Origin of the sequence: Streptomyces sp. SID13666, from assembly GCF_010548325.1 — a bacterium.
GTDB classification, from domain to species: Bacteria; Actinomycetota; Actinomycetes; order Streptomycetales; family Streptomycetaceae; genus Actinacidiphila; species Actinacidiphila fildesensis.
The window spans coordinates 71,690-93,523 of the sequence record NZ_JAAGLX010000019.1 but is presented as its reverse complement, the minus strand read 5'-3'; the positions used below and the strand labels follow the sequence as shown (position 1 = coordinate 93,523).

General features: G+C 70.5%; 23 protein-coding genes. 15 read left to right on the top strand and 8 right to left on the bottom strand.

Going from position 1 to position 21,834, the window contains the following annotated elements; translation table 11 throughout:
- Nucleotides 1-10 precede the first annotated feature (10 nt).
- Nucleotides 11-1,150, top strand: coding sequence for an amidohydrolase (locus G3I60_RS23785; RefSeq protein WP_164296488.1), 1,140 nt, complete (start codon nucleotides 11-13; stop codon nucleotides 1,148-1,150).
- Here G3I60_RS23785 and G3I60_RS23780 read toward each other — a convergent pair.
- Complete coding sequence (locus tag G3I60_RS23780; protein ID WP_164296486.1) at nucleotides 1,127-2,116, bottom strand: COX15/CtaA family protein; 990 nt, start codon at nucleotides 2,114-2,116, stop codon at nucleotides 1,127-1,129. The two genes, G3I60_RS23785 and G3I60_RS23780, sit on opposite strands and share 24 nt — an antisense overlap.
- Before the next feature lie 100 nt (nucleotides 2,117-2,216).
- Here G3I60_RS23780 and G3I60_RS23775 point away from each other — a divergent pair, with 100 nt between their 5' ends.
- The gene (locus G3I60_RS23775; RefSeq protein WP_239070152.1) at nucleotides 2,217-3,497 is read left to right on the top strand and encodes a glycoside hydrolase family 55 protein; all 1,281 of its coding nucleotides are present in this window, start codon (nucleotides 2,217-2,219) and stop codon (nucleotides 3,495-3,497) included.
- A 21-nt stretch (nucleotides 3,498-3,518) separates the two neighbouring features.
- On the opposite strand, the gene G3I60_RS23770 is transcribed toward G3I60_RS23775, so the two are convergent.
- Both G3I60_RS23770 and G3I60_RS23765 read right to left on the bottom strand, forming a co-directional pair.
- A complete protein-coding gene (locus tag G3I60_RS23770; RefSeq protein WP_164296517.1) occupies nucleotides 3,519-4,235 on the bottom strand; it encodes an ABC transporter permease in 717 nt (238 codons plus the stop codon).
- Between the two features lie 86 nt (nucleotides 4,236-4,321).
- Complete coding sequence (locus G3I60_RS23765; RefSeq protein WP_138356347.1) at nucleotides 4,322-5,263, bottom strand: ABC transporter ATP-binding protein; 942 nt, start codon at nucleotides 5,261-5,263, stop codon at nucleotides 4,322-4,324.
- 202 nt (nucleotides 5,264-5,465) lie between these two features.
- Here G3I60_RS23765 and G3I60_RS23760 point away from each other — a divergent pair, with 202 nt between their 5' ends.
- The 11 genes from G3I60_RS23760 (at nucleotide 5,466) to G3I60_RS23710 (ending at nucleotide 14,722) form a co-directional block, all read left to right on the top strand.
- Nucleotides 5,466-6,266 carry a metalloregulator ArsR/SmtB family transcription factor gene (locus G3I60_RS23760; protein WP_244809126.1) on the top strand — a complete coding sequence of 267 codons (801 nt, stop codon included), beginning with the start codon at nucleotides 5,466-5,468 and terminating at the stop codon, nucleotides 6,264-6,266.
- A complete protein-coding gene (gene sufB, locus G3I60_RS23755; RefSeq protein WP_138356348.1) occupies nucleotides 6,263-7,684 on the top strand; it encodes a Fe-S cluster assembly protein SufB in 1,422 nt (473 codons plus the stop codon). The genes G3I60_RS23760 and sufB overlap by 4 nt, the downstream gene beginning before the upstream one ends.
- A 104-nt stretch (nucleotides 7,685-7,788) precedes the next feature.
- Nucleotides 7,789-8,955 (top strand): Fe-S cluster assembly protein SufD, encoded by a 1,167-nt coding sequence (sufD, locus tag G3I60_RS23750; RefSeq protein WP_138356349.1) that lies wholly within the window; start codon nucleotides 7,789-7,791, stop codon nucleotides 8,953-8,955.
- Entirely contained in the window at nucleotides 8,955-9,293 is a 339-nt protein-coding gene (locus tag G3I60_RS23745; RefSeq protein WP_138356350.1) for a non-heme iron oxygenase ferredoxin subunit, read from the top strand. The genes sufD and G3I60_RS23745 overlap by 1 nt, the downstream gene beginning before the upstream one ends.
- Before the next feature lie 7 nt (nucleotides 9,294-9,300).
- Nucleotides 9,301-10,068 carry a Fe-S cluster assembly ATPase SufC gene (gene sufC / locus G3I60_RS23740; protein ID WP_138356351.1) on the top strand — a complete coding sequence of 256 codons (768 nt, stop codon included), beginning with the start codon at nucleotides 9,301-9,303 and terminating at the stop codon, nucleotides 10,066-10,068.
- Complete coding sequence (locus G3I60_RS23735; protein ID WP_138356352.1) at nucleotides 10,065-11,321, top strand: cysteine desulfurase; 1,257 nt, start codon at nucleotides 10,065-10,067, stop codon at nucleotides 11,319-11,321. The genes sufC and G3I60_RS23735 overlap by 4 nt, the downstream gene beginning before the upstream one ends.
- A 10-nt stretch (nucleotides 11,322-11,331) precedes the next feature.
- Nucleotides 11,332-11,787, top strand: a complete 456-nt coding sequence (sufU, locus tag G3I60_RS23730; protein ID WP_138356353.1) for a Fe-S cluster assembly sulfur transfer protein SufU — start codon at nucleotides 11,332-11,334, stop codon at nucleotides 11,785-11,787.
- A complete protein-coding gene (locus G3I60_RS23725) occupies nucleotides 11,784-12,158 on the top strand; it encodes a metal-sulfur cluster assembly factor (protein WP_138356354.1) in 375 nt (124 codons plus the stop codon). Before sufU ends, G3I60_RS23725 begins: the two co-directional genes overlap by 4 nt.
- 239 nt (nucleotides 12,159-12,397) lie before the next feature.
- The gene (locus tag G3I60_RS23720; protein ID WP_164296515.1) at nucleotides 12,398-13,720 is read left to right on the top strand and encodes a hypothetical protein; all 1,323 of its coding nucleotides are present in this window, start codon (nucleotides 12,398-12,400) and stop codon (nucleotides 13,718-13,720) included.
- 61 nt (nucleotides 13,721-13,781) lie between these two features.
- Complete coding sequence (locus G3I60_RS23715; protein WP_164296484.1) at nucleotides 13,782-14,102, top strand: multidrug efflux SMR transporter; 321 nt, start codon at nucleotides 13,782-13,784, stop codon at nucleotides 14,100-14,102.
- Nucleotides 14,102-14,722 (top strand): TetR/AcrR family transcriptional regulator, encoded by a 621-nt coding sequence (locus G3I60_RS23710; RefSeq protein WP_164296482.1) that lies wholly within the window; start codon nucleotides 14,102-14,104, stop codon nucleotides 14,720-14,722. Before G3I60_RS23715 ends, G3I60_RS23710 begins: the two co-directional genes overlap by 1 nt.
- 23 nt (nucleotides 14,723-14,745) lie before the next feature.
- Here the strand turns inward: G3I60_RS23710 and G3I60_RS23705 are convergent, their stop codons facing one another.
- The 3 genes from G3I60_RS23705 to G3I60_RS23695 all read right to left on the bottom strand — a co-directional run bounded on the left by G3I60_RS23705 (nucleotide 14,746) and on the right by G3I60_RS23695 (nucleotide 16,456).
- Nucleotides 14,746-15,057, bottom strand: a complete 312-nt coding sequence (locus G3I60_RS23705) for a helix-turn-helix transcriptional regulator (RefSeq protein WP_343241606.1) — start codon at nucleotides 15,055-15,057, stop codon at nucleotides 14,746-14,748.
- Entirely contained in the window at nucleotides 15,054-15,428 is a 375-nt protein-coding gene (locus G3I60_RS23700) for a type II toxin-antitoxin system RelE/ParE family toxin (protein ID WP_164296480.1), read from the bottom strand. Before G3I60_RS23700 ends, G3I60_RS23705 begins: the two co-directional genes overlap by 4 nt.
- A gap of 137 nt (nucleotides 15,429-15,565) precedes the next feature.
- On the bottom strand, nucleotides 15,566-16,456 hold the full coding sequence (locus tag G3I60_RS23695; RefSeq protein WP_164296478.1) for a winged helix-turn-helix transcriptional regulator: 891 nt from the start codon (nucleotides 16,454-16,456) through the stop codon (nucleotides 15,566-15,568).
- Between the two features lie 106 nt (nucleotides 16,457-16,562).
- Between G3I60_RS23695 and G3I60_RS23690 the strand changes: the two genes are divergently transcribed.
- Nucleotides 16,563-17,855: an MFS transporter gene (locus G3I60_RS23690; protein ID WP_164296476.1), complete on the top strand. Its 1,293-nt coding sequence runs from the start codon at nucleotides 16,563-16,565 to the stop codon at nucleotides 17,853-17,855.
- A 106-nt stretch (nucleotides 17,856-17,961) separates the two neighbouring features.
- Entirely contained in the window at nucleotides 17,962-18,960 is a 999-nt protein-coding gene (dapD, locus tag G3I60_RS23685; RefSeq protein WP_138356359.1) for a 2,3,4,5-tetrahydropyridine-2,6-dicarboxylate N-succinyltransferase, read from the top strand.
- 71 nt (nucleotides 18,961-19,031) lie between these two features.
- On the opposite strand, the gene G3I60_RS23680 is transcribed toward dapD, so the two are convergent.
- Together G3I60_RS23680 and G3I60_RS23675 are read right to left on the bottom strand one after the other, a co-directional pair.
- A complete protein-coding gene (locus tag G3I60_RS23680) occupies nucleotides 19,032-19,646 on the bottom strand; it encodes a pyridoxamine 5'-phosphate oxidase family protein (protein ID WP_164296474.1) in 615 nt (204 codons plus the stop codon).
- Between the two features lie 215 nt (nucleotides 19,647-19,861).
- Nucleotides 19,862-21,694, bottom strand: coding sequence for an endonuclease/exonuclease/phosphatase family protein (locus G3I60_RS23675; protein ID WP_343241601.1), 1,833 nt, complete (start codon nucleotides 21,692-21,694; stop codon nucleotides 19,862-19,864).
- Between the last annotated feature and the right edge of the window lie 140 nt (nucleotides 21,695-21,834).

The window sequence follows — 21,834 nt, the reverse complement described above, 5'->3', positions numbered from 1 at the left end:
GGAGTCAGTGATGCTGGAGCTGCCACCTTGGGTGGACGCGCACTGCCACGGGGTCGTCCCCGGGGAGCTGGGCCTCGGCTCGTTCGAGGCGCTCCTCACGGGGGCCGCCGCGCCCGGCACCACGCTCTTCGACAGTCCCGCCGGCTTCGCCGTGCGCCGCTGGTGCCCGCCCCTCCTCGGACTGGAACCGCACTGCACCCCCGCGCACTACCTGGCAGGACGCCGGGAGCTGGGCGCGTACGAGGCCACCCGGCTGCTGTTGCGGGGCACCGGGATCGGCGCCCATCTGGTGGACGCCGCCGTGGGAGCCGGGGCCTGGGACGGCGCCGCCGGTCCGATGCCCGCCGCACAGGCCCCCGACCTCACCTCGCCCAAGGAACTGGGCGCGGCCGCGGCCGCCGCGGCGTACGAGATCGTCCGGCTGGAACCGCTGGCGCAGCAGGTCGCCGACACCTCGGGGACCACGGGTGCGTTCCTCACCAATGCCGCCGAGGCGGTGCACGGAGCGGCCCGGACGGCCGTCGCGTTCTCGGTGGCCGACACCTGTCCGCCCGGTTTCCCGGCCGGGCCGCCCGACGCCCGCCTGGTACGGCGCGCGGCCGGCGCCTGGCTGGCGGGTCGTACGGCCGGCGAACGGCTCGACGACCCGGTGCTGCTGCGCCATCTGGTGTGGAACGCCGTCGCGACCGGTCTGCCGTTGCAGATCCGCGGCCCCGCGGGCGCCGACCCACTGCGGCTCACCGGCTTTCTGCGCGCCACCGCGGGTCTCGGCACCGACGTGGTGCTCTTACGGGGATTCCCGAACCACCGGCCGGTCGCCCGGCTGGCGGCCGCGTTCGCGCATGTCTACACGGACATCGGCTCCGCGCCGGCGGCCCCGGCGCTGGCCGGGACGCTGGAACTGGCGCCCTTCGGCAAGGTGCTCTTCTCGACCGGGGCGTACGCGCTGCCCGAGCTGTACGTGACCGGGGTCCGGTTCTTCCGCGAGGCGCTGGAGCGGCTGCTCACCGACCGGGTGGCCGACGGTGCCTGGACGCCGTCCGACGCGCGGCGCGTCGCGGGCATGATCGTCGCGGGGAACGCGCGGCGGGTCTACGGGCTGGAGCGGCGCGCGGACCGCGCCGGGTCAGGCCGTGGACGCGAGCGCTGAGCCGGACTGCGCCGGGCCCGGGATGCCGGGCTGCGCCGACGGGCGCTCGCGCATCGACATTGCGACCCGCAGCACCCCGATCCAGATCAGCGCCGAGCCGAGCATGTGCAGCCCGACCAGCACCTCCGGCAGGTGCGTGAAGTACTGCACATAGCCGATGACGCCCTGCGCCAGCAGGACGAGGAACAGGTCCCGGATACGGGCCTTCGGCCCGGCCGGCGCGTCCACGGCGCGCAGCACGAACCACAGCGCGAGCGTGAGGGCCACCACGACCCAGGCGAGGTCGGCGTGCAGCTGCGCGACGGTCTTCCAGTCGATGGGGATGCGGTGCACCTCGGTGGAGTCGCCCGCGTGCGGCCCGGCGCCGGTCACGACGGTGCCCACCGCGATCAGCAGCGCGCAGCCGACGGTCAGTACCCAGGCCAGCTGCTGCACCGGCCGGCCCACCAGCGGGCGCGCCGCCCCGTCGCCCTCGCGGGCCCGCTGCCAGGTCACCACGGCGACCGTGATCAGCGCGCTGGAGAGCAGGAAGTGCCCCGAGACGACATAGGGGTTGAGGCCGGTCAGCACCGTGATGCCGCCGAGTACCGCGTTGCCCATGACCACCCAGAACTGGGCCCAGCCGAGCCGGGTCAGGCTGCGCCGCCACGGCTTCTGCGAGCGCACCGCGATGATCGCCCAGCCGACCGCCGCGCACAGCACGTACGTCAGCATCCGGTTGGTGAACTCGATGGCGCCGTGGAAGCCCATCTCGCTGGTGGCCGTCAGGCTCTGGTCGGTGCACTTGGGCCAGGTCGGGCAGCCGAGCCCCGAGCTGGTCAGCCGCACCGCGCCGCCGGTCACCACGATGACCACGGCCATCGCGAGGGCGGCCGCGCAGGCCCGCTGGACCGTCACCGGGGACGGGGTCCAGCGGCGGGCGATGCGGGCGAGCGGATTACGGGCGACTTCGGGCAACTTCGGCACGCGCCCATCGTAAGCGGCAGCTTGTGCAACTTTTCACGAGGGGGTCAGGAGGCGCCCGGCACACTTAACATCGAGCGGAGAAACCGCGACTGGGGGAAATATGACAACCGACAAGAGCGGTTCGGTCAACCGGCGGAGAATGCTCTACGGGGGCGCCGCGGTGGTCGCGGGGGCGGGCATCGCGGGATACGCGAGCGGGGAGTGGAACGCGCCCGCGGCGGCGTCGGGGAACGCCGACCGTCCCGGTGTGGCGGACGTCATGGCGGACTTCGGGGCCAAGGGCGACGGAAAGACGGACGACAGCGCGGCCTTCGCCGCCGCGTACGCGTACGCCGAGTCGCGGATCTCGGGCGGTGTGGGGCACACCGTGATCGACGTGCCGCCGGGGGTGTACCTGGTCACGAAGCCGGGCGCGCTGCTCGCCGGCGACAAGGCGGACAAGCGCGCGAGCGGCCTGCGGTTCCGGGGCGCCGGGATGCGGATCAGCGAGATCGTCTTCGCGCCGAAGTCGGCCAAGGACGCCTACCTGTGCCGCAACAACAACATGTGGAGCAACATCTCGTTCGAGGGGCTGCGCTTCACCTCGGGCACGCCCGGCGCCTCGTTCTTCTCCTCGTACTCCACCGGCTGGGCCCAGAACTACCGCTTCTCCGAGTGCGAGTGGATGGGGGAGTGGGAGTACGGCCTCGCCCTGGACGGCAGCAACAACAACTCGGAGATGCGCTGGGAGGCCTGCCGGGTGGGCGGCGCCTACCGCAAGGCGTTCCTGTACTCCGGGCTCTCCAAGCGGTCGGAGAAGCGCGAGCAGCAGGACCAGTTCCTCAACTACTGGTTCACCGACATGACGGTCACCTACGACTGGGGCAACTTCCTGGAGTTCCCCTACGGCGGCTCGATCACCTGCCGCAGCGGCAGCTACATCATCACCGGCCGCCGCCCCACGCCCCATCCGGAGTACGGGTTCGAGAGCGCCTTCTTCCGTTTCCCGCGCGCCTCGCACTTCGACTCCGTTCAGCGCTTCCACGCCGAGGACATCCGCTTCGAGATACGCGACCCCGCGGTCGTGGTCATCGACTGCGAGTGGAACAGCGGCACGGTCCACTTCAACGACTGCGACGACACGTCCCAGTCGTACAAGCAGTACTCGGACGGCCTCACCGCGCACCGCTACAACATCGGTGCGAGCGGCCCGCTGGTGCGGTACGACATGTGCCAGCTCTCCGGGGCCCACCAGTACCGGCCCACGGCCGGTGCGCAGCTGCCGACCAGCGTCCGCTACGACATGTGCCGGATCGTGGACCACACCGCGGACGCGTTCGTCGCGGCGGGCTCGCACGACAAGAAGTTCGCCCGCTTCGTCGACTGCATCATGCCGGGCTGAGGAGCCCTTCCGGCGGGCCCGTCACTCCCACTTGAAGAAGCGCGCCGCCGCGCCGAGCCCCACGACCGCCCACACCAACAGGATCGCGAGATTGCCCCAGGGCATGCCCGCGCCGTCCCGCAGCACGTCGCGCAGGCCGTCGGACAGGGCGGAGACCGGCAGCAGCCGCAGCACGTCCTGCGCCGCGCCCGGGAACCTGTCCAGCGGCACGATGATCCCGCCGCCGACCAGCAGCAGCAGGAAGACGAGGTTCGCGGCGGCGAGCGTCGCCTCCGCCTTGAGGGTGCCGGCCATCAGCAGGCCGAGCCCGGAGAAGGCGGCGGTGCCCAGCACGAGCAGCAGCACCACGAAGAGCGGGTTTCCGTGCGGCGACCAGCCCAGCGCGAACGCGATCGCCGTCAGCAGCACGATCTGCAGCACCTCGGTGACCAGCACCGAGCCGGTCTTCGCGGTCATCAGCGCCCAGCGCGGCAGCGGCGAGGCGCCGAGCCGCTTCAGCACGCCGTAACGCCGCTCGAAGCCGGTCGCGATGGCCTGGCCGGTGAACGCGGTGGACATCACGGCGAGCGCCAGGACGCCGGGGGCCAGGAAGTCGACGGCCTTGCCGGAACCTGTGTCGACGATCGGGACGGCGCTGAACAGGACGAGCAGCAGTGCCGGGATCACGACGGTCAGCAGCAGCTGCTCACCGTTGCGCAGCAGCATCTTCGTCTCGAACGCCGTCTGCGCGCCGATCATGCGGGACAGCGGCGCCGCGCCCGGGTCGGGAACGAATGTTCCGCCGGCCCCGGATGCGGTGTCCGCCGCCGTGTTCTCTGCCGTCGTCACGCGCGCAGCTCCTTGCCGGTCAGGTCCAGGAAAACGTCCTCAAGGGTGCGGCGCTCGACCGCCAGCCGGTCCGGCATGACGCCGTGCTGCGCGCACCAGGAGGTGACGGTGGCGAGCAGCTGGGGATCGACGGCGCCCTCGATCCGGTAGCTGCCCTGCGTCAGCTCGGCCGCCGCGGTGCCGTCCGGCAGCGCCTTGAGCAGCGAGACGAGGTCGAGGCCGGGGCGGCCGGTGAAGCGCAGGGTGTTCTCGGCGCCGCCCCGGCACAGCTCCTCGGGGGTGCCGTGGGCGATGGACCGGCCGTGGTCGATGATCACGACCTGGTCGGCGAGCTGTTCCGCCTCGTCCATGAAGTGGGTGGTGAGGACGACGGTGACCCCGTCGGCGCGCAGCTCCCGTACGAGATCCCAGGTGGCGCGGCGGGCTTGCGGGTCGAGCCCGGCGGTGGGCTCGTCGAGGAAGACCAATTCCGGCCGGCCGACGACGGCCATGGCGAGCGCGAGCCGCTGCTGCTGGCCGCCGGACAGCCGGCGGTACGGGGTGCGGCCGCAGGACTCCAGGCCGAGCCGCTCGATGAGCAGCGCGGGATCCACCGGGCGGGCGTGCAGCGCGGCGGTGTGCCGCAGCATCTCCTCGGCGCGCGCCCCCGGGTACACGCCCCCGGACTGCAGCATCACTCCGATGCGCGGCCGCAGGGCGGCACCCTCGGTGGCCGGGTCGAGGCCCAGCACCCGGACGCTCCCGGCGTCGGCGCGCCGGTAGCCCTCACAGGTTTCGACGGTGGTGGTCTTGCCCGCGCCGTTCGGCCCGAGCACGGCGGTCACCGAACCGGCCGCCACCGTCAGGTCCAGACCGTCCACCGCGGACTTGTCGCCGTACCGCTTGACCAGGCCGGCGATCTCGACCGCCGGTGACTGACTGGTGCTGCCGCTTCGCATGCCTGTGAGTCTAAGGAGCGCCGGTCGGTGCCCTGAACCCGCCCGGGGCGGGACGCCCGGCGGCCGGACGGAATGCGCGGGGAAAAGATCTTGATTCAGTAATTCCGCAGGTCAACTTAGGTTTGCCTAAGTGACGAACTCCACCGGGAGTGGAATCCGGCATGGGTTGCCGGGGCCCGATGAATTACGCAACAATGAAGTTGTGAAAAACGTCGGCGCGGCCCAGGAGGAGCAGACGACCGGGGAGCGGAGTACCCGCAACCGGGTCGCCCGGTCGATCCTGGACCACGGTCCTTCGACCACCGCCGACCTGGCGGAGCGGCTGGGCCTCACCCAGGCCGCCGTCCGCCGCCACCTGGACCATCTCGTCGCGGAGAACATCGTCGAGCCGCGTGAGCAGCGGGTCTACGGGGCACGCACCCGAGGACGCCCCGCCAAGGTCTTCTCGCTCACCGACTGCGGGCGCGACGCCTTCGACCAGGCCTACGACCAGATCGCGGCCGACGCGCTGCGCTGGATCGCGCAGTCCGCCGGCGGCGGGGAGACGGGCGATGCCGCGGTCACCGCGTTCGCCCGGGCCCGGGTCGCCAAGCAGGCGGACCGCTACCGTGCCGCCGTCGAGGCGGCGGACCCCGCCCAGCGCACCCAGGCGCTCGCCAAGGCCTTGAGTGAGGACGGGTACGCTGCTACCACCCGCAGTGCGTCGGCCGTCTCCGGCGCGCGGGAGCCCGCCGGCGAGCAGCTGTGCCAGCACCACTGCCCGGTGGCGCACATCGCCGAGGAGTTCCCGCAGCTGTGCGAGGCGGAGGCCGAGGTCTTCTCCCACGTGCTGGGAACCCACGTCCAGCGGTTGGCCACCATCGCCCACGGCGACGGCGTCTGCACGACGTACATCCCGCAGCACCCGCAACACCAGCAAAAACAGCAGGCCGGTACCGCAGTGAATACCAATACCGCAGTGAATAACGCATCCGCCAGTACGGCCGGGAGGAACCCCGCATGACTGCTCCCACGGAGACCACGCACCCGGAACTCGATGGGCTGGGCACGTACGAGTTCGGCTGGTCCGACTCGGACGCCGCCGGTACCAACGCCCGGCGTGGAATCAACGAGGATGTCGTGCGCGACATCTCCGCGAAGAAATCCGAGCCGGAGTGGATGCTGAAGCTGCGGCTCAAGGGTCTGAAACTGTTCGGCAAGAAGCCCATGCCGACCTGGGGCTCGGACCTCAGCGGCATTGATTTCGACAACATCAAGTATTTCGTGCGCTCCACCGAGAAGCAGGCCGCTTCCTGGGAGGACCTGCCCGAGGACATCAAGAACACCTATGACCGGCTGGGCATCCCGGAGGCCGAGAAGCAGCGTCTCGTCGCCGGTGTCGCCGCCCAGTACGAGTCCGAGGTCGTCTACCACCAGATCCGTGAGGACCTGGAGGAGCAGGGCGTCATCTTCCTCGACACCGACACCGCGCTGAAGCAGTACCCGGAGATGTTCCAGGAGTACTTCGGCACCGTCATCCCGGTGGGCGACAACAAGTTCGCCTCGCTGAACTCGGCCGTGTGGTCCGGCGGATCGTTCATCTACGTCCCCAAGGGCGTGCATGTCGACATTCCGCTGCAGGCCTACTTCCGTATCAACACGGAGAACATGGGCCAGTTCGAGCGGACGCTGATCATCGTCGACGAGGACGCCTACGTCCACTACGTCGAGGGCTGCACCGCGCCGATCTACTCCTCGGACTCGCTGCACAGCGCCGTGGTCGAGATCATCGTGAAGAAGGGCGGCCGCTGCCGCTACACGACCATCCAGAACTGGTCGAACAACGTCTACAACCTGGTCACCAAGCGCGCGGTCGCCTACGAGGGCGCCACGATGGAGTGGGTCGACGGCAACATCGGCTCCAAGGTGACCATGAAGTACCCGGCCGTCTACCTGATGGGCGAGCACGCCAAGGGCGAGACCCTGTCCATCGCCTTCGCGGGCGAGGGCCAGCACCAGGACGCCGGCGCGAAGATGGTGCACATGGCGCCGAACACGTCGTCCAACATCGTCTCCAAGTCCGTGGCGCGTGGCGGCGGCCGTACCTCCTACCGCGGTCTCATCGAGATCGGCGAGGGCGCGGCCGGAGCCAAGTCCAACGTGCTCTGTGACGCCCTGCTCGTCGACACGATCTCCCGCTCGGACACGTACCCGTACGTGGACGTCCGTGAGGACGATGTCTCCATGGGCCACGAGGCGACGGTCTCCAAGGTCTCCGACGACCAGCTCTTCTACCTGATGAGCCGCGGTATGACGGAGTTCGAGGCGATGGCGATGATCGTGCGCGGCTTCGTTGAGCCGATCGCGCGTGAGCTGCCGATGGAGTACGCGCTGGAGCTGAACCGCCTGATCGAGCTGCAGATGGAAGGCTCCGTCGGCTAGTACGACGTCACCGTACGGGTGCGCGAGCGCACCCGTACGGTCCGACGGCCTGTCCACCAGCGACGCGACGACGTTCATCCAGAAAGAGAGCAGTACGACAAGCCATGGCTGACAACATCCCTGCCGGCAGCACCACCGAAGGTGCCATCACGGTGGGTCACCCCGCCGATGCCCGGGTCAGCGCCGCGCCGTCCTACGACGTGGCCGACTTCCCGGTGCCGCACGGTCGCGAGGAGGAGTGGCGTTTCACTCCCCTGGAGCGGCTGCGCGGCCTGCACGACGGCACCGCGAAGGCGAACGGCGGCCTCCGGGTCGACGTGACCGCCCCCGAGGGCGTCACCGTCGAGACGGTGGACCGCACCGACGCCCGCGTCGGCAAGGCCGGCAAGCCCGCGGACCGGGTCGTGGCCCAGGCGTTCAGCTCCTTCGAGAAGGCCTCGGTCGTCTCGATCCCCAAGGACCTCGTGCTCACCGAGCCGGTCCGGATCGCTGTGCACGGCGAGGGCGGCACCGCCTACGGCCACCAGGTCATCGAGATCGGTGCCTTCGCCGAGGCGGTCGTGGTCATCGACCACACCGGTGACGCCACGCTCGCCGCCAACGTCGAGTACCTGATCGGCGACGGCGCCAAGCTCACCGTCGTCTCGGTCCAGGACTGGGACGACAGTGCGGTGCACGTCGCCCAGCACACCGCGCTGGTCGGCCGCGACGCCCGCTTCAAGTCCGTGATCGTCACCTTCGGCGGCGACCTGGTCCGGCTGCACCCGCGGGTCATCTACGGTGCCCCGGGCGGCGACGCCGAACTGTTCGGCCTGTACTTCACCGACGAGGGCCAGCACCAGGAGCACCGGCTCTTCATCGACCACGACACGCCGCACTGCCGCAGCAACGTCACGTACAAGGGCGCGCTGCAGGGCAAGGACGCGCACGCGATCTGGATCGGCGACGTCCTCATCCGCGCCGCCGCCGAGGGCACCGACACCTACGAGCTCAACCGCAACCTGATCCTCACGGACGGCGCGCGGGTCGACTCGGTCCCGAACCTGGAGATCGAGACCGGCGAGATCGCCGGTGCCGGCCACGCCTCGGCGACCGGCCGCTTCGACGACGAGCAGCTCTTCTACCTCATGTCCCGCGGCATCCCGACCATCGAGGCCCGCCGGCTGGTCGTGCGCGGCTTCTTCGGCGAGCTCGTCCAGCAGATCGGTCTGCCCGACCTCGAAGAGCGCCTGATGGCGAAGATCGACGCGGAGCTGGAGGCGTCCGTCTGATGGCCACGGCCCAGGATGCCCAAGGTTTCGTCATCGCCTGCTCGCTGAGCGAGCTGGAGGACGACACGCCCAAGCGCGTCGAGATCGGCAGTACGCCGGTGTCCGTGGTGCGCACCGAGGGCGAGGTGTTCGCGATCAACGACATCTGCTCGCACGCGAACGTCTCCCTCTCGGAGGGCGAGGTCGAGGACTGCCAGATCGAGTGCTGGCTGCACGGCTCCAGCTTCGACCTGCGTACCGGCAAGCCGTCCGGGCTGCCCGCGACGCGACCCGTACCCGTATACCCCGTAAAGATCATCGGCGACGACGTGCTCGTCTCCGTCACCCAGGAGTCCTGAGGCACCCATGGCAACGCTTGAGATCCACGACCTGCACGTCTCCGTCGAGGCCGAGAACGGCCCCCGCGAGATCCTCCGCGGCGTCGACCTGACCGTGAAGCAGGGCGAGACGCACGCCATCATGGGCCCCAACGGCTCCGGCAAGTCCACCCTGGCCTACTCGGTGGCCGGCCACCCGAAGTACACGATCACCAGTGGCACCGTCACGCTCGACGGCGAGGACATCCTCGCGATGACCGTCGACGAGCGCGCCCGCGCCGGCCTGTTCCTCGCCATGCAGTACCCGGTCGAGGTCCCCGGAGTCTCGGTCTCCAACTTCCTGCGCACCTCGGCCACCGCGATCCGCGGCGAAGCTCCCAAGCTCCGCACCTGGGTCAAGGAGGTCAAGTCCGCGATGGAGCAGCTCCAGATGGACCCGGCCTTCGCCGAGCGCAACGTCAACGAGGGCTTCTCCGGCGGTGAGAAGAAGCGCCACGAGATCCTCCAGCTGGAGCTTCTCAAGCCGAAGATCGCGATCCTGGACGAGACGGACTCCGGTCTGGACGTCGACGCGCTGCGCCAGGTCTCCGAGGGCGTCAACCGCGTCCGCGAGACCGGTGAGGTCGGCACGCTGCTGATCACCCACTACACCCGCATCCTGCGCTACATCAAGCCCGACTTCGTTCACGTCTTCTCGAACGGCCGCATCGCCGAGTCCGGCGGCGCCGAGCTGGCCGACAAGCTGGAGAACGAGGGCTACGAGGCATACAGCACGAAGGGCGGCGCTTCCGCGTGACACCACTGCATGGCCTCCTCGACACCGAGGCGATCCGCAAGGACTTCCCGATCCTGGACCGCATGGTCCACGACGGCAAGAAGATCGTGTACCTGGACAACGCTGCGACCTCGCAGAAGCCGCGCCAGGTGCTCGACGCGCTGAACGCGTACTACGAGCAGCACAACGCCAACGTCCACCGTGGCGTGCATGTGCTCGCCGAGGAGGCCACGGCGCTCTACGAGGGCGCGCGCGACAAGGTCGCCGCGTTCATCAACGCGCCGAGCCGTGACGAGGTGATCTTCACCAAGAACGCCTCGGAGTCACTCAACCTCGTCGCGAACATGCTGGGGTGGGCCGACGAGCCCTACCGGGTGGACCGCGAGACCGAGATAGTGATCACGGAGATGGAGCACCACTCCAACATCGTTCCGTGGCAGCTGCTCTCGCAGCGCACCGGCGCGAAGTTGAAGTGGTTCGGGCTGACCGACGACGGCCGGCTCGACCTCTCCGACATCGACCAGGTGATCACCGAGAAGACGAAGATCGTCTCGTTCACCCTGGTCTCCAACATCATGGGCACCATCAATCCGGTCGACGCGATCGTCCGGCGTGCCCAGGACGTCGGCGCGCTGGTCCTCATCGACGCCTCGCAGGCCGCGCCGCACATGCCGCTCGACGTGCAGGCGCTCGGCGCCGACTTCGTGGCCTTCACCGGCCACAAGATGTGCGGCCCGACCGGCATCGGCGTGCTGTGGGGCCGCCAGGAGCTGCTCGAGGACCTGCCGCCGTTCCTCGGCGGCGGCGAGATGATCGAAACGGTCTCGATGCACTCCTCGACGTACGCCCCGGCGCCGCACAAGTTCGAGGCCGGCACCCCGCCGATCGCGCAGGCGGTCGGGCTGGGCGCGGCCGTGGACTATCTGACCGCGATCGGTATGGACAAGATCGAGGCCCATGAGCACGCCATCACCGAATACGCGGTGAAGCGCCTGCTGGAGGTCCCGGACCTGCGGATCATCGGCCCGACGACGGCCGAGGACCGGGGCGCGGCGATCTCGTTCGTGCTGGGTGACATCCACCCGCACGATGTGGGCCAGGTACTGGACGAACAGGGCATCGCGGTCCGCGTCGGACACCACTGCGCACGCCCGGTCTGCCTGCGCTACGGAATTCCCGCGACCACGCGGGCGTCGTTCTATCTGTACTCCACCCCCGCGGAGGTAGACGCCCTCGTCGAGGGACTGGAGCACGTACGGAACTTCTTCGGGTGAGGGCTGACTGGTGAAGCTGGATTCGATGTACCAGGAAGTGATCCTGGACCACTACAAGCACCCGCACGGGCGTGGCCTGCGCGACGGTGACGCCGAGGTGCACCACGTCAATCCGACGTGCGGCGACGAGATCACGCTGCGGGTCAAGCTCGACGGCTCGAAGATCGTGGACGTCTCCTACGAGGGCCAGGGCTGCTCGATCAGCCAGGCCAGCGCCTCGGTGATGAACGAGCTGGTGGTCGGGCGCGAGCTGGACGAGGCGATGAAGGTCCAGGAGGTCTTCCTGGAGCTGATGCAGTCCAAGGGCAAGCTGGAGCCGGACGACGCGATGGAAGAGGTGCTGGAGGACGCTGTCGCGTTCGCCGGTGTCTCCAAGTACCCGGCGCGCGTGAAGTGCGCCCTGCTGAGCTGGATGGCGTGGAAGGACGCGACCGCACAGGCGCTGTCCGAAAGGGAGTCCGCATGACCGACAACGCAGAAGTGGCCGAGGTCGAGGCCGAGGCCGTGTCCGCAGTCACCACCAAGCCGGCTTCCGAGGAGGAGGTCCGCGAGGCGCTGTACGACGTCGTCGACCCCGAGCTGGGCATCGACGTCGTCAACCTGGGCCTGATCTACGGCATCCACGTCGACGACTCGAACGTCGCGACGCTGGACATGACGCTCACCTCGGCGGCCTGCCCGCTGACCGACGTCATCGAGGACCAGGCGCGTTCGGCGACCGACGGACTGGTCGCCGACCTCAAGATCAACTGGGTCTGGATGCCGCCGTGGGGCCCGGACAAGATCAGCGACGACGGTCGCGAGCAGCTGCGGGCGCTCGGCTTCAACATCGGCTGAGCACGCACCGCTCCCCTCGCACCACCGGTACCACCGGACGGCCCGCACGCCTCGCGCGTGCGGGCCGTCCGCCGTTGTTCGCCGGATGTATGCCCTGCGGGGGTCCCTCGTTGTCGGCTGTGCCCGAGGGTTTGCCACGACATCAGCGACGTCGAAGGGCACTCCTCGTGCAGCCTTACGTTTCCCCGTCCGTCCGCAGGGCCGGTCTGGCCGCGGGTGCGGCTCTCGCCCTGGGCGCCATGGGCCTCGCCGCTCCCGCCCCCGCGCACGCCGCGAGCTACGGCACGCCGGTCATCACGCTGTCCGCCGCGTACCTGTCGGGTGCCGTCGGCGCGACCGGCGACCCGGTGGTCACCGCGACGGTCTCGCAGAGCGGCGCCGACGCCTCGGCGCTCACGGTGGCCGCCTCGGCCAGCTCGAAGTCCGCCGTCGCGGGCACGGGCGACGTCACGGTGACGGGGACCGGCGGGGCCCGCCGGGTCGCGGTGGCCGCGCACGGCTCCGGCTACACCGATCTGACGCTGAAGGTCACCGGTCTCGGCGGCAAGACCGCGACCAAGACGCTGCACTACGCGGCCTCGCCGGCGGTCCAGTTCGCGGCGGACACCCGCTACTTCACCGGTTCGAGTGACGCCTCGGCCGCGGTGGACGTCGGCGGCGGCTACGCCGTCGTGGCCGACGACGAGTCCAACACGCTGCGGCTGTACGACCGCGCCGCGTCCGGCGCGCCGGTGCGCACCTGGGACTTCAGCTCCTCGCTCGGCGTCTCCAAGGAGATCGACATCGAGGCGGCGGCCCGGGTCGGCAACACGATCTACTGGACCGGCTCGCTGGGCAACAACAAGGACGGCGAGATCAAGCCCGACCGCGCCACCCTGTTCACCACGACGGTGACCGGCTCGGGCGCGAGCACCCAGCTCGCGCTGGGCGGCAAGTACAAGGACCTGCGCGCCGACCTGATCGCCTGGGACAAGGCCAACGGCGACCACTACGGCTTCGCGGCCGGCGCCGCCTCGGGCGAAGTGCCCAAGCAGATCGACGGGTTCAACGTCGAGGGCCTGGAGTTCGCGCCCGGCAGCACCACCACCGCGTACATCGGCTTCCGCGCCCCGCTGGCCCCGCACGTGCCGGGCGGCAAGGCGCTGATCGTGCCGGTCACCAACATCGACAAGGTGATCACCGGCACCAAGGCCGTCTTCGGCGCCCCGATCGAGCTCGACCTGGGCGGCCTCAGCATCCGCGACATCCGCAAGAACGCCGCCGACCAGTATCTGATCGTGGCCGGCTCCTGGGCCGCCGACGACAACAGCGACCCGTACGCGCTGTACTCGTGGGACGGCGTCCCGGGCCACGCCCCGGTCCAGCGCGTCCAGTTGCCGACCACCGACGCGGGCGGCTGGGAGGCCGTCGTGGACGTCCCGGACCTGACCGTGCCGGGCGCCCGCGCGCAGCTCGTCACCGACGACGGTTCGGCCGACCTGTACGGCGACGGCACCGACGCGAAGGACCTCACGCACGCGGAGTGGAAGAAGTCCCGCGCGACCTGGTTCACGGTGAGCTGACCCGGCCGCCGGTTCCGACTCATGTGTACGGGCGTACGCATCGTTGCGTACGCTGGTACACATGGGGTACATCATGCTGGGCGGCGCCATCATCGCCGAGATACTCGGAACCACCGCGATGAAGTACAGCGACGGCTTCAGCAGGCTGTGGCCGTCGGCGATCACGGTCACCGGCTACGTCATCGCCTTCGCGCTGCTCGCGCAGACGTTGAAGACGGTCGAGGTCGGGACCGCGTACGCGATCTGGGCGGGCGTCGGCACCGCGGCCATCGCCGCGATCGGGATGGTCTTCCTGGGGGAGGCGGCGAACGCCGCGAAGGTCCTCGGGGTGCTGCTGGTGATCGCCGGCGTCATCGTGCTCAACCTCGGCGGGTCGCACTGATGGCCCGCCGCTACGACCCCGACCGGCGCCGCCGCATCATCGACGCCGCGATCCGGGTGGTCGGCGAACGCGGCATCGCCGGGCTCAGCCACCGCTCGGTCGCCGCCGAGGCGGACGTCCCCCTCGGCTCGACCACGTACCACTTCGCGACCCTCGACGACCTGCTCGTCGCCGCCCTCCGCCAGGCCAACGAGGGCTTCGCCCAGTCCATCAAGGACAGCCCGCTCTTCGCGGATCCGAGTTCCGGGCCGGGCTCAGAGCAGGGCTCAGGGCCGGTAGCCGGGCCGGGGGACGGGCTGGAATCCCGGGTCGAACCGGCCACGTCGGCCGCTGTCGCGGACGAGCTGTCCCGGCTGCTGGAGGTGTGGCTCTCCGGCGACCGGACCCTGATCGAGCTGGACTACGACCTCTACCTCGCGGCCCTGCGCCGCGAGGCGGTCCGCCCCATCGCGGCGGAATGGGTCGACCAGGCCACCACCCTCCTCGCCACCCGCACCGACCCGGCCACCGCCCGTGCCCTGATCGCCCTCATCGACGGCATCTGCCTCCAGGTCCTCCTGACCGGAGGCACCTACGACCGCGCCTACGCCCGCGAAATGTTCGGCCGCCTGCTCGGCTGACCGGCGGGCCGGCGTGTTGTGCCCTAAGCGGCGTGCGGGGCGAAGGTGACGTGCGTCGCGGCCGGCTCGATCGTCAGATCCATCGTGGCGTCGAGTGCCGTCGCCAGCGTCCTGAGCAGTTCGAGTGTCGGTACCACCGCACCACCCTCGACCCGCTCCAGATCGGATTCGGTCAGGCCTGCGCGCTGGGCCAGTCCCGCCTGGGACAGGCCCAGCGCGGTACGCCGGTCATGGACGGCCTGACCGAGTGCGATGGCGGCACCGGCCTCGACATAGGCGGAGTCGGCCCGGTGCTCGTCCGGGATCTTCCACGATGAGTGGTAGCCCCTGCTCACAGCAGCTCCTCGAAAGTGCGGTGATAGATCGTACGGGCCGCGGGGTGCCCGGACTCGCATTCCTTCTGCGCCCACAGGGCGCCCTGAACCTGGGCTTCTTCCCGCATCCGGGTCTTCCGAAAGACCGTGAGCAACACGATACGACGGTCCGGGGCCAACCAGTAGGTAAGACGGACCGCTCCGGTGCCCAGAAAGAAGCGCAGCTCCCGTAAGGAGCCGTCGAGGTGCCGGGAGTACGGCTCGCCCAACGTGGTGGGCTGCTCGGTGAGGCGGTCCGCATGGCGTTCCACCGTTCTGTACTGCGCACGTGGCAGGACATCCAGCCATTCCCGCACCTCGGGTTCGAGTTCGATCTCCCAGTCGTCGGGCATGCAGGGAAGCTACGGCCCGGACCCTCGCTACCAGGCAGGTTGGGGCTCGTGCCGCTGAAAAGCGTGAACCGCTGTCGAACCGGTGGCCGATATCGGGTCGGCGTCAGGACATGCGTACGGGGTCGTGCGGCGGCGCGCTACGCGCGGCTGTGGGTCAGGACCGTGGTCAGGGCGGTGTCGATGCTCTGGGTGATGTCGGTGATCGGGTAGATCACTTCGCGGATGACGCGGTCGGCGTCGATGACCAGGGTGAGGCGTTTGAGGCGGGTGGTGCCGCCGGCGCGGAAGGTGGGGAGGCGGAGGGCGGCGGTGAGGGTGAGGTCCGCGTCCGAGAGGAGCGGGAAGCGCAGGCGCTCCTTGGCGGCGAAGGCGCGCTGCTCGTCCGGGCGCTGGCCGCTGACGCCGTGCACCGCGGCCCCCGCCGCGGTGAAATCGGCGAGGCGGTCGCGGTAGGTGCACGATTCGAGGGTGCAGCCCGTCGCGCCCGGGATGCCGGCCCACCCCGGAGGGTAGGACTCGGGGCGGGCGTACGCGCCGGGAAAGCAGTACAGGACGGTGAACGCGGCGTCCGCGACCGGGTCGTGGGCCATGCCGTCCGCCCCGGGCAGGGTCAGTCGCGGCACCCGGGTGCCGATCAGGTCGTGGACGCGTCCGGCCTCGCGGGAGCCCTCGGCCGCGGTGGCGGTGGTGACGGGGGGCTCTCCGTCCCCGAGGATCCAGGCGTCGCCCCAGTCCTGGAGGGCGACCAGCACGGGCAGCAGCGCCCGGCCGCGCGGCGTCAGCCGGTACTCGTGGCGGACCGGCCGCTCCTGATAGGGCTCGCGGGCCAGCACCCCGGCGTCGACCAGCAGTTTCAGCCGTTCGGCGAGCACCTTGCGGGACATGCCGAGTTCGCGCTGCAACTCGTCGAAGCGGTGCACGCCGCGGGCGCAGTCCCGGACGACCAGCAGCGTCCACCAGTCGCCGACCACGTCCAGAGCCTGGGCGATGGCACAGTTCGCGTCCCCGAGGTCGGTTCGCCGGGCCATGCGACACCCCCTGTCCTCCGGTCCGTTCCGGATACGCCGTTGACCGTGGCGTCCCATCCTGCCATGGTCAGTTCCCATAAGGAACTCATTCGGGTGGGGAGACGGCATGGCGAGCGGGGCGCGGGGCGGCGGCGGGATACGGGGCGGCGCGATACGGGACGTACCGAAGGTCGTGTGGCTGCTGGCCGCGGGGACGTTCGTCAACATGCTCGTCAGCTTCACCTTCGTGTACCTCTTCGTGTACCTGACCGGTCAGCGCGGGCTCGGCGTGCCGCAGGCCGGGCTCATCGCGGGCGCGGGCGGTATCGGTCTGGTCGCAGGCAACTTCACCGGCGGCTGGTTCGGGGACCACTACGGCCACCGCCGCACCATGCTCGCCGGAGCGTTCGTCTCCGGCCTCGGACTCGTCGCGCTGCCCGTCCTGCCGACGCCCGCCCTGATCCTGGTGCTGCCGCTGTGCCAGTACGCGAGCGGCACCGTCCGCGCCGCGAACGCCGCGCTCGTCGCGGTCTCCGTACCCGAGGGGGCGCGGCGGCAGGGCTTCGCCGTCCACCGTTTCGCGGCCAACGCCGGCTTCACCGTGGGTCCGCCGCTCGGCGCGCTGCTCGCCGCGCACTTCTCGTACGGCTGGCTCTTCGTGGCCGACGGCCTCGGCACCCTGGCCTTCGCCGGCTACGCGGCCCGCGTCCTGCCGGCGCACGTCGCACGCCGCCACCGGGCCTCCGTGCCGGCGGACGCCCCCGGGCTGTGGACGGCGCTGCGCGCCCGTCCCGCCGTCCTCGTCCTGCTCGCCGCGATCGTCGTCGTCGACACCGTCTACCGGCAGCAGTACTCGACCCTGCCGGTCTTCCTCGCCGACCACGGCATCGGCACCGGCGTCTACGGCTGGCTGCTCGCCCTCAACGGCGGTCTGATCCTCTGCCTGGAACTGCCGGCCGCCGTCGGGCTGCGCAAGCGCGCGCCCCTGAAGATCATCGGCGCCGGGCTGGTCCTCGTCGGAGCCGGCTTCGGCGGCCTCGCCGCCGGCGCGTACATCGCGACCGCCGTGCTCATGATGCTGCTGGTCACCGGCGGCGAGATCCTCTACAAGACCCCCGCCTCGGCCTATGTCGCCGACAGCTCGCCCGCGCACCTCCAGGGCCGCTTCCAGAGCCTGTACGCCGGCGCCTCGATCAGCGGCGCCGTCCTGGGCCCACCGCTCGGCGGCGCGCTGTACTCGGCGGCGCCGGGGCTGCTCTGGCCGGTGTGCGGCGCGCTCGCCGCGCTGGCCGGGGCGGCGGTGCTGGCGGCGGGGGCGCGGGAGCGGCGGTCCATGGACAAGGCACTCGTGTCGTCGCCGTCCCCTTCGCCGTCCTCGTCACCGTCCCCGTCGCCGGTCCCGAGCGAGATCCAGACCTGACCGCCTTCCTCCCGGCACCTTCGGCCACGACGCCTCCGGCGGAAACCCCGTTCCGCATGCCGGGCCGGTTGGGCATCGGGCGTGACCAGCGGCTAGCGTGCGAGGCATGACTGACACGACCGCTTCGACCGTTAACCGCTCCACCGGCGCCGTTGCCGCCGGCCTTGCCACCATCGCCGATGACGGCACGGTCCTGGACACCTGGTACCCCGCCCCCGAGCTCGTCGCCGACCCCGGTCCGGCCGGCACCGAGCGGCTGACCGCCGAGCGCGCCGCCGAGCTGCTGGGCGCCGCCGCGCCGAAGGCGCTCGGGCCGGACCCGCGCCGCGGGGTGGAGGTCGTCGCCGTACGTACCGTCATCGCCTCGACCGACGACAAGCCGCTCGACGCGCACGACGCCTACCTGCGCCTGCACCTGCTCAGCCACCGTCTGGTGCGCCCCAACGGGCAGAACCTGGAAGGCCTGTTCGGGCTGCTCGCCAATGTCGCCTGGACCTCCATCGGCCCGGTACCGATCGCCGGGATCGAGGCCGCGCGCCTCGCCGCCCGCGGTGAGGGCCTGCACCTCTCCGTCTACGGCGTCGACAAGTTCCCGCGTATGACGGACTACGTCACCCCCGCCGGCGTCCGTATCGCCGACGCCGACCGTGTCCGCCTCGGCGCCCACCTCGCCGCGGGCACCACCGTCATGCACGAGGGCTTCTGCAACTTCAACGCCGGAACGCTCGGCACCTCCATGGTCGAGGGCCGGATCTCGCAGGGCGTCGTCATCGGCAACGGTTCCGACATCGGCGGCGGCGCGTCGATCATGGGCACCCTCTCCGGCGGCGGCAAGGAGGTCGTCTCCATCGGCGAGCGCTGCCTACTCGGCGCCGAGTCCGGCATCGGCATCGCGCTCGGTGACGACTGCATCGTCGAGGCCGGCCTGTACGTCACCGCCGGCACCCGCGTGACGCTCCCGGACGGCCGGATCGTCAAGGCCCTGGAGCTCTCCGGAGCCGACAACATCCTCTTCCGCCGCAACTCCACCACCGGCACGGTCGAGGTCCTGCAGCGCACCGGCTCGTGGGGCGGCCTCAACGAGCTGCTGCACAGCCACAACTGACGCACCGGAACAGCGGACAGCGCGACGGCCGGCCCCTTCACCACCGGGGGCCGGCCGTTCCGCATGCGGTATCAGCGGTAGATGTTGTCGGCGTAGCGGGGGCCGTAGTAGACCTCCAGGTCCGCCAGCTCCTCGTCCTTGCGTTCCAGGCTCTTCGCGATCCGGGCCCGGGACGGCGCCGCGTCCGGGTTCCAGGCCTCGTGCTTCCAGAGCGCGGAGCGCAGCAGCGACTTCGAGCAGTGGTAGAAGACCTCCTCGATGTCGACGACGAGCGCGAACCGCGGGCGGTGGCCCTTCACGATCATGTCGTCGAAGAACGCGGCGTCACGGACCAGCCGGGCGCGGCCGTTGATGCGGAGCGTGTCGCAGCGTCCCGGGATCAGATAGACCAGGCCGACGTGCGGGTTGGCCAGGATGTTGTGGAAGCCGTCGGCCCTGCGGTTCCCCGACCGCTCCGGGAGGGCGATCGTGGTGTCGTCGAGGACCAGCGTGAACCCGGCGGGGTCGCCCTTGGGGGAGACATCGCAGTTGCCGTCCGCGTCCGAGGTGGCGACCAGGCAGAAGGGCGAGGCGGCCAGCCACGCCTTGTCGTGCTCGTGCAGACTCGGCCGCTCCTTCGTCGCGTCCCGCCGCGACGGCTCCCCGAGCAGCTCCCGCAGTTCCGCCGCCGACGTGATCTCCCGCATCTCCAACGCCCCCTGTGAGTTCCACCGAGGAACCCACACGCTACCGGAGCCCTCCTCGACGAGGAGGGCGCGGGGCGGCCGCCGAAACCGGCGGGCGCCCCGGACCTCACGCTGCTACGGACCTCACGCTGCCCCGGACCTCACGCTGCCCCGGACCTCACGCTGCTACGGACCTCATGCCGCAACGGAGCTCATACCGCTACCGGCGCGCGCCGCTACGGGCGGACGCGGACGACCTGCGGGTCGTGGTCGCTCGCCTGGTCGGCGAACTCGGAGTTGATGTGGACGACGTCGTAGTCGGGCGAGCCGAGGGAGGGGCTGACGAGGATGTGGTCCAGCACCTGCGAGTTGCCCTGGAAGACGTACGAGTAGCGCTCGCTGGGACGCAGCGTCAGGACGAGGTCCTTGAGCGCGCGGCCCTCGGTGAGGCGCAGGCCGGCGGCGGAGAACTCGTAGTCGTTGATGTCGCCGAGGACGACGACCCGGGCGTCCTTCTGGACCGCCTGGATCTGCCGCACGAAGGTGTTGACCTGGACGGACTGCTGCAGGCGCTTCGTCTCGGAGCTGCGCACCACCGGCTGGGTGCGGCTGGTCAGCGGGCTGTCGCCGCCCTTGGAGGCGAAGTGGTTGGCGATGACGATGACGGGCTTGCCGCGGAAGGTGAACTCACCGGCGAGCGGCTTGCGGCTGTCGGCCCAGGCGCTGTCGCCGGGGGAGATCCGGCCGGGGGAGACGCTGAGCGCGGCCTTGCCGTGGTTGCTGGAGACCCAGACGGGGGTGGTGGCGTTGCCACCGGGGCGGTCGGTGAAGGAGACCCGCGCCGGGTTGTAGAGGAACGCCTGGCGGATGTTGCCGCCGGGCTCGCCGCCGTCGGTCCCGTTCGTCGGGTCGATGGAGCGCCACTGGTAGCGCGGGCCGCCGGCGGCGACGATCGCGTCGATGAACTTGTTCACCGTCTGGTCGGCGGCGACCGTACCGTCGTTGACGGCGCCGTTGTTGTCCTGGATCTCCTCCAGGGCGACGATGTCGGGCGAGGCGAGGTGCGTGACGACGCCGACGGCGAGCCGGTCGAACTTGGTCTGCGGGTCGGACGGGTCCAGGTTCTCGACGTTGTACGTCGCGACCGCCAGCTCGTCCTTCTTCTGCTTGCGCGTCGTCTCCGGCTGCAGACCGCCGGAGGTGACCGTGCCGATGGTGCGCGCGGTGAGGGTGTAGCCGCCGAACTGGTTGAAGTCCAGCGGGCCCTCGGTGGTGCCGGTGAGCACATCGCCGACGTTCGCGGTCGGGAAGGGCTGCTGGGCGGTCGGGATCAGGGACTGGATCTGCAGCCGGCCGGAGTTCTGGTTCGCGTAGGCGCCGTAGACGGTGCCGCCGCGCGGGGTCGGGTTCTCCTTGGGTCTGACCGTCACCCACAGCTCGGAGTACGGGTCGGTGGCGCCGACCACGCGGGTGTCGGCGACCTGGACGTTCATCCCTTCCAGGGATTCGTACAGGTCCAGTGCGTACGTCGCGGGCCGCAGCGGCAGCGCCTCGATGCTGTTGGCGGCCGCCGCGTCGCCGGTCGGGGCGTACGCGGCGGGGACGGCGGCGCTGTTCAGCACCACCGGGGCGGGCAGCGCGTTGCCGGAGGAGACGACGGTCACCACCGGCTTGGTGATCTCGGTGACGGACTGGTCGCCGATGGTCTTGCCGCCCGGGTAGTACTCGCTGACCGTGCCGGAGACCGTCACCGAGTCACCGACCGCCACCGTGGGGTTGGAGCTGGTGAAGACGAAGACGCCTTCGCTGGTCGCCGGGTCCGCGTCCGGTGTCGGGTCCTGCATCCAGAAGCCCTTGGAGGAGCCGTAGGCGCGGACACCGGTGACGATGCCGGGCACCGCGGTCACGGCCTGGCCGGACAGCGGGGACAGCCGGGTGGCGCCCTGGAGGTCGTGAATGCGCACGCCGTCGGCGGCGGTCGTGTTCGCGGTCGCGGACTGCGGCATGGCCAGCAGTCCGGCCGCGAGCGCGGCGGTGGCTATGGCGCCGATGGAGCGAGGGGTGGTCAACGTGGCCTCCGTGAGGGATACGGGCGAGCGCGTCACTGATGTGCGATCAACGGTCTCCGGTACAAGTTCTACGCGCGTCAATTTCCTTGTACGGCATGTGTGTTGTCAAGAGCCGGACAACGGACGAAAAGGGAACGAAC

Excerpts from the sequence above, each read along its gene's own strand:
- G3I60_RS23785 (WP_164296488.1), top strand. The coding sequence starts at position 11 with ATGCTGGAGCTGCCACCTTGGGTGGACGCGCACTGCCACGGGGTCGTC.
- G3I60_RS23775 (WP_239070152.1), top strand. The coding sequence starts at position 2,217 with ATGACAACCGACAAGAGCGGTTCGGTCAACCGGCGGAGAATGCTCTAC.
- G3I60_RS23770 (WP_164296517.1), bottom strand. The coding sequence starts at position 4,235 with ATGATCGGCGCGCAGACGGCGTTCGAGACGAAGATGCTGCTGCGCAAC.
- G3I60_RS23765 (WP_138356347.1), bottom strand. The coding sequence starts at position 5,263 with ATGCGAAGCGGCAGCACCAGTCAGTCACCGGCGGTCGAGATCGCCGGC.
- sufB (WP_138356348.1), top strand. The coding sequence starts at position 6,263 with ATGACTGCTCCCACGGAGACCACGCACCCGGAACTCGATGGGCTGGGC.
- sufD (WP_138356349.1), top strand. The coding sequence starts at position 7,789 with ATGGCTGACAACATCCCTGCCGGCAGCACCACCGAAGGTGCCATCACG.
- G3I60_RS23745 (WP_138356350.1), top strand. The coding sequence starts at position 8,955 with ATGGCCACGGCCCAGGATGCCCAAGGTTTCGTCATCGCCTGCTCGCTG.
- sufC (WP_138356351.1), top strand. The coding sequence starts at position 9,301 with ATGGCAACGCTTGAGATCCACGACCTGCACGTCTCCGTCGAGGCCGAG.
- G3I60_RS23725 (WP_138356354.1), top strand. The coding sequence starts at position 11,784 with ATGACCGACAACGCAGAAGTGGCCGAGGTCGAGGCCGAGGCCGTGTCC.
- G3I60_RS23720 (WP_164296515.1), top strand. The coding sequence starts at position 12,398 with ATGGGCCTCGCCGCTCCCGCCCCCGCGCACGCCGCGAGCTACGGCACG.
- G3I60_RS23715 (WP_164296484.1), top strand. The coding sequence starts at position 13,782 with ATGGGGTACATCATGCTGGGCGGCGCCATCATCGCCGAGATACTCGGA.
- G3I60_RS23710 (WP_164296482.1), top strand. The coding sequence starts at position 14,102 with ATGGCCCGCCGCTACGACCCCGACCGGCGCCGCCGCATCATCGACGCC.
- G3I60_RS23700 (WP_164296480.1), bottom strand. The coding sequence starts at position 15,428 with ATGCCCGACGACTGGGAGATCGAACTCGAACCCGAGGTGCGGGAATGG.
- G3I60_RS23695 (WP_164296478.1), bottom strand. The coding sequence starts at position 16,456 with ATGGCCCGGCGAACCGACCTCGGGGACGCGAACTGTGCCATCGCCCAG.
- G3I60_RS23690 (WP_164296476.1), top strand. The coding sequence starts at position 16,563 with ATGGCGAGCGGGGCGCGGGGCGGCGGCGGGATACGGGGCGGCGCGATA.
- dapD (WP_138356359.1), top strand. The coding sequence starts at position 17,962 with ATGACTGACACGACCGCTTCGACCGTTAACCGCTCCACCGGCGCCGTT.
- G3I60_RS23680 (WP_164296474.1), bottom strand. The coding sequence starts at position 19,646 with ATGCGGGAGATCACGTCGGCGGCGGAACTGCGGGAGCTGCTCGGGGAG.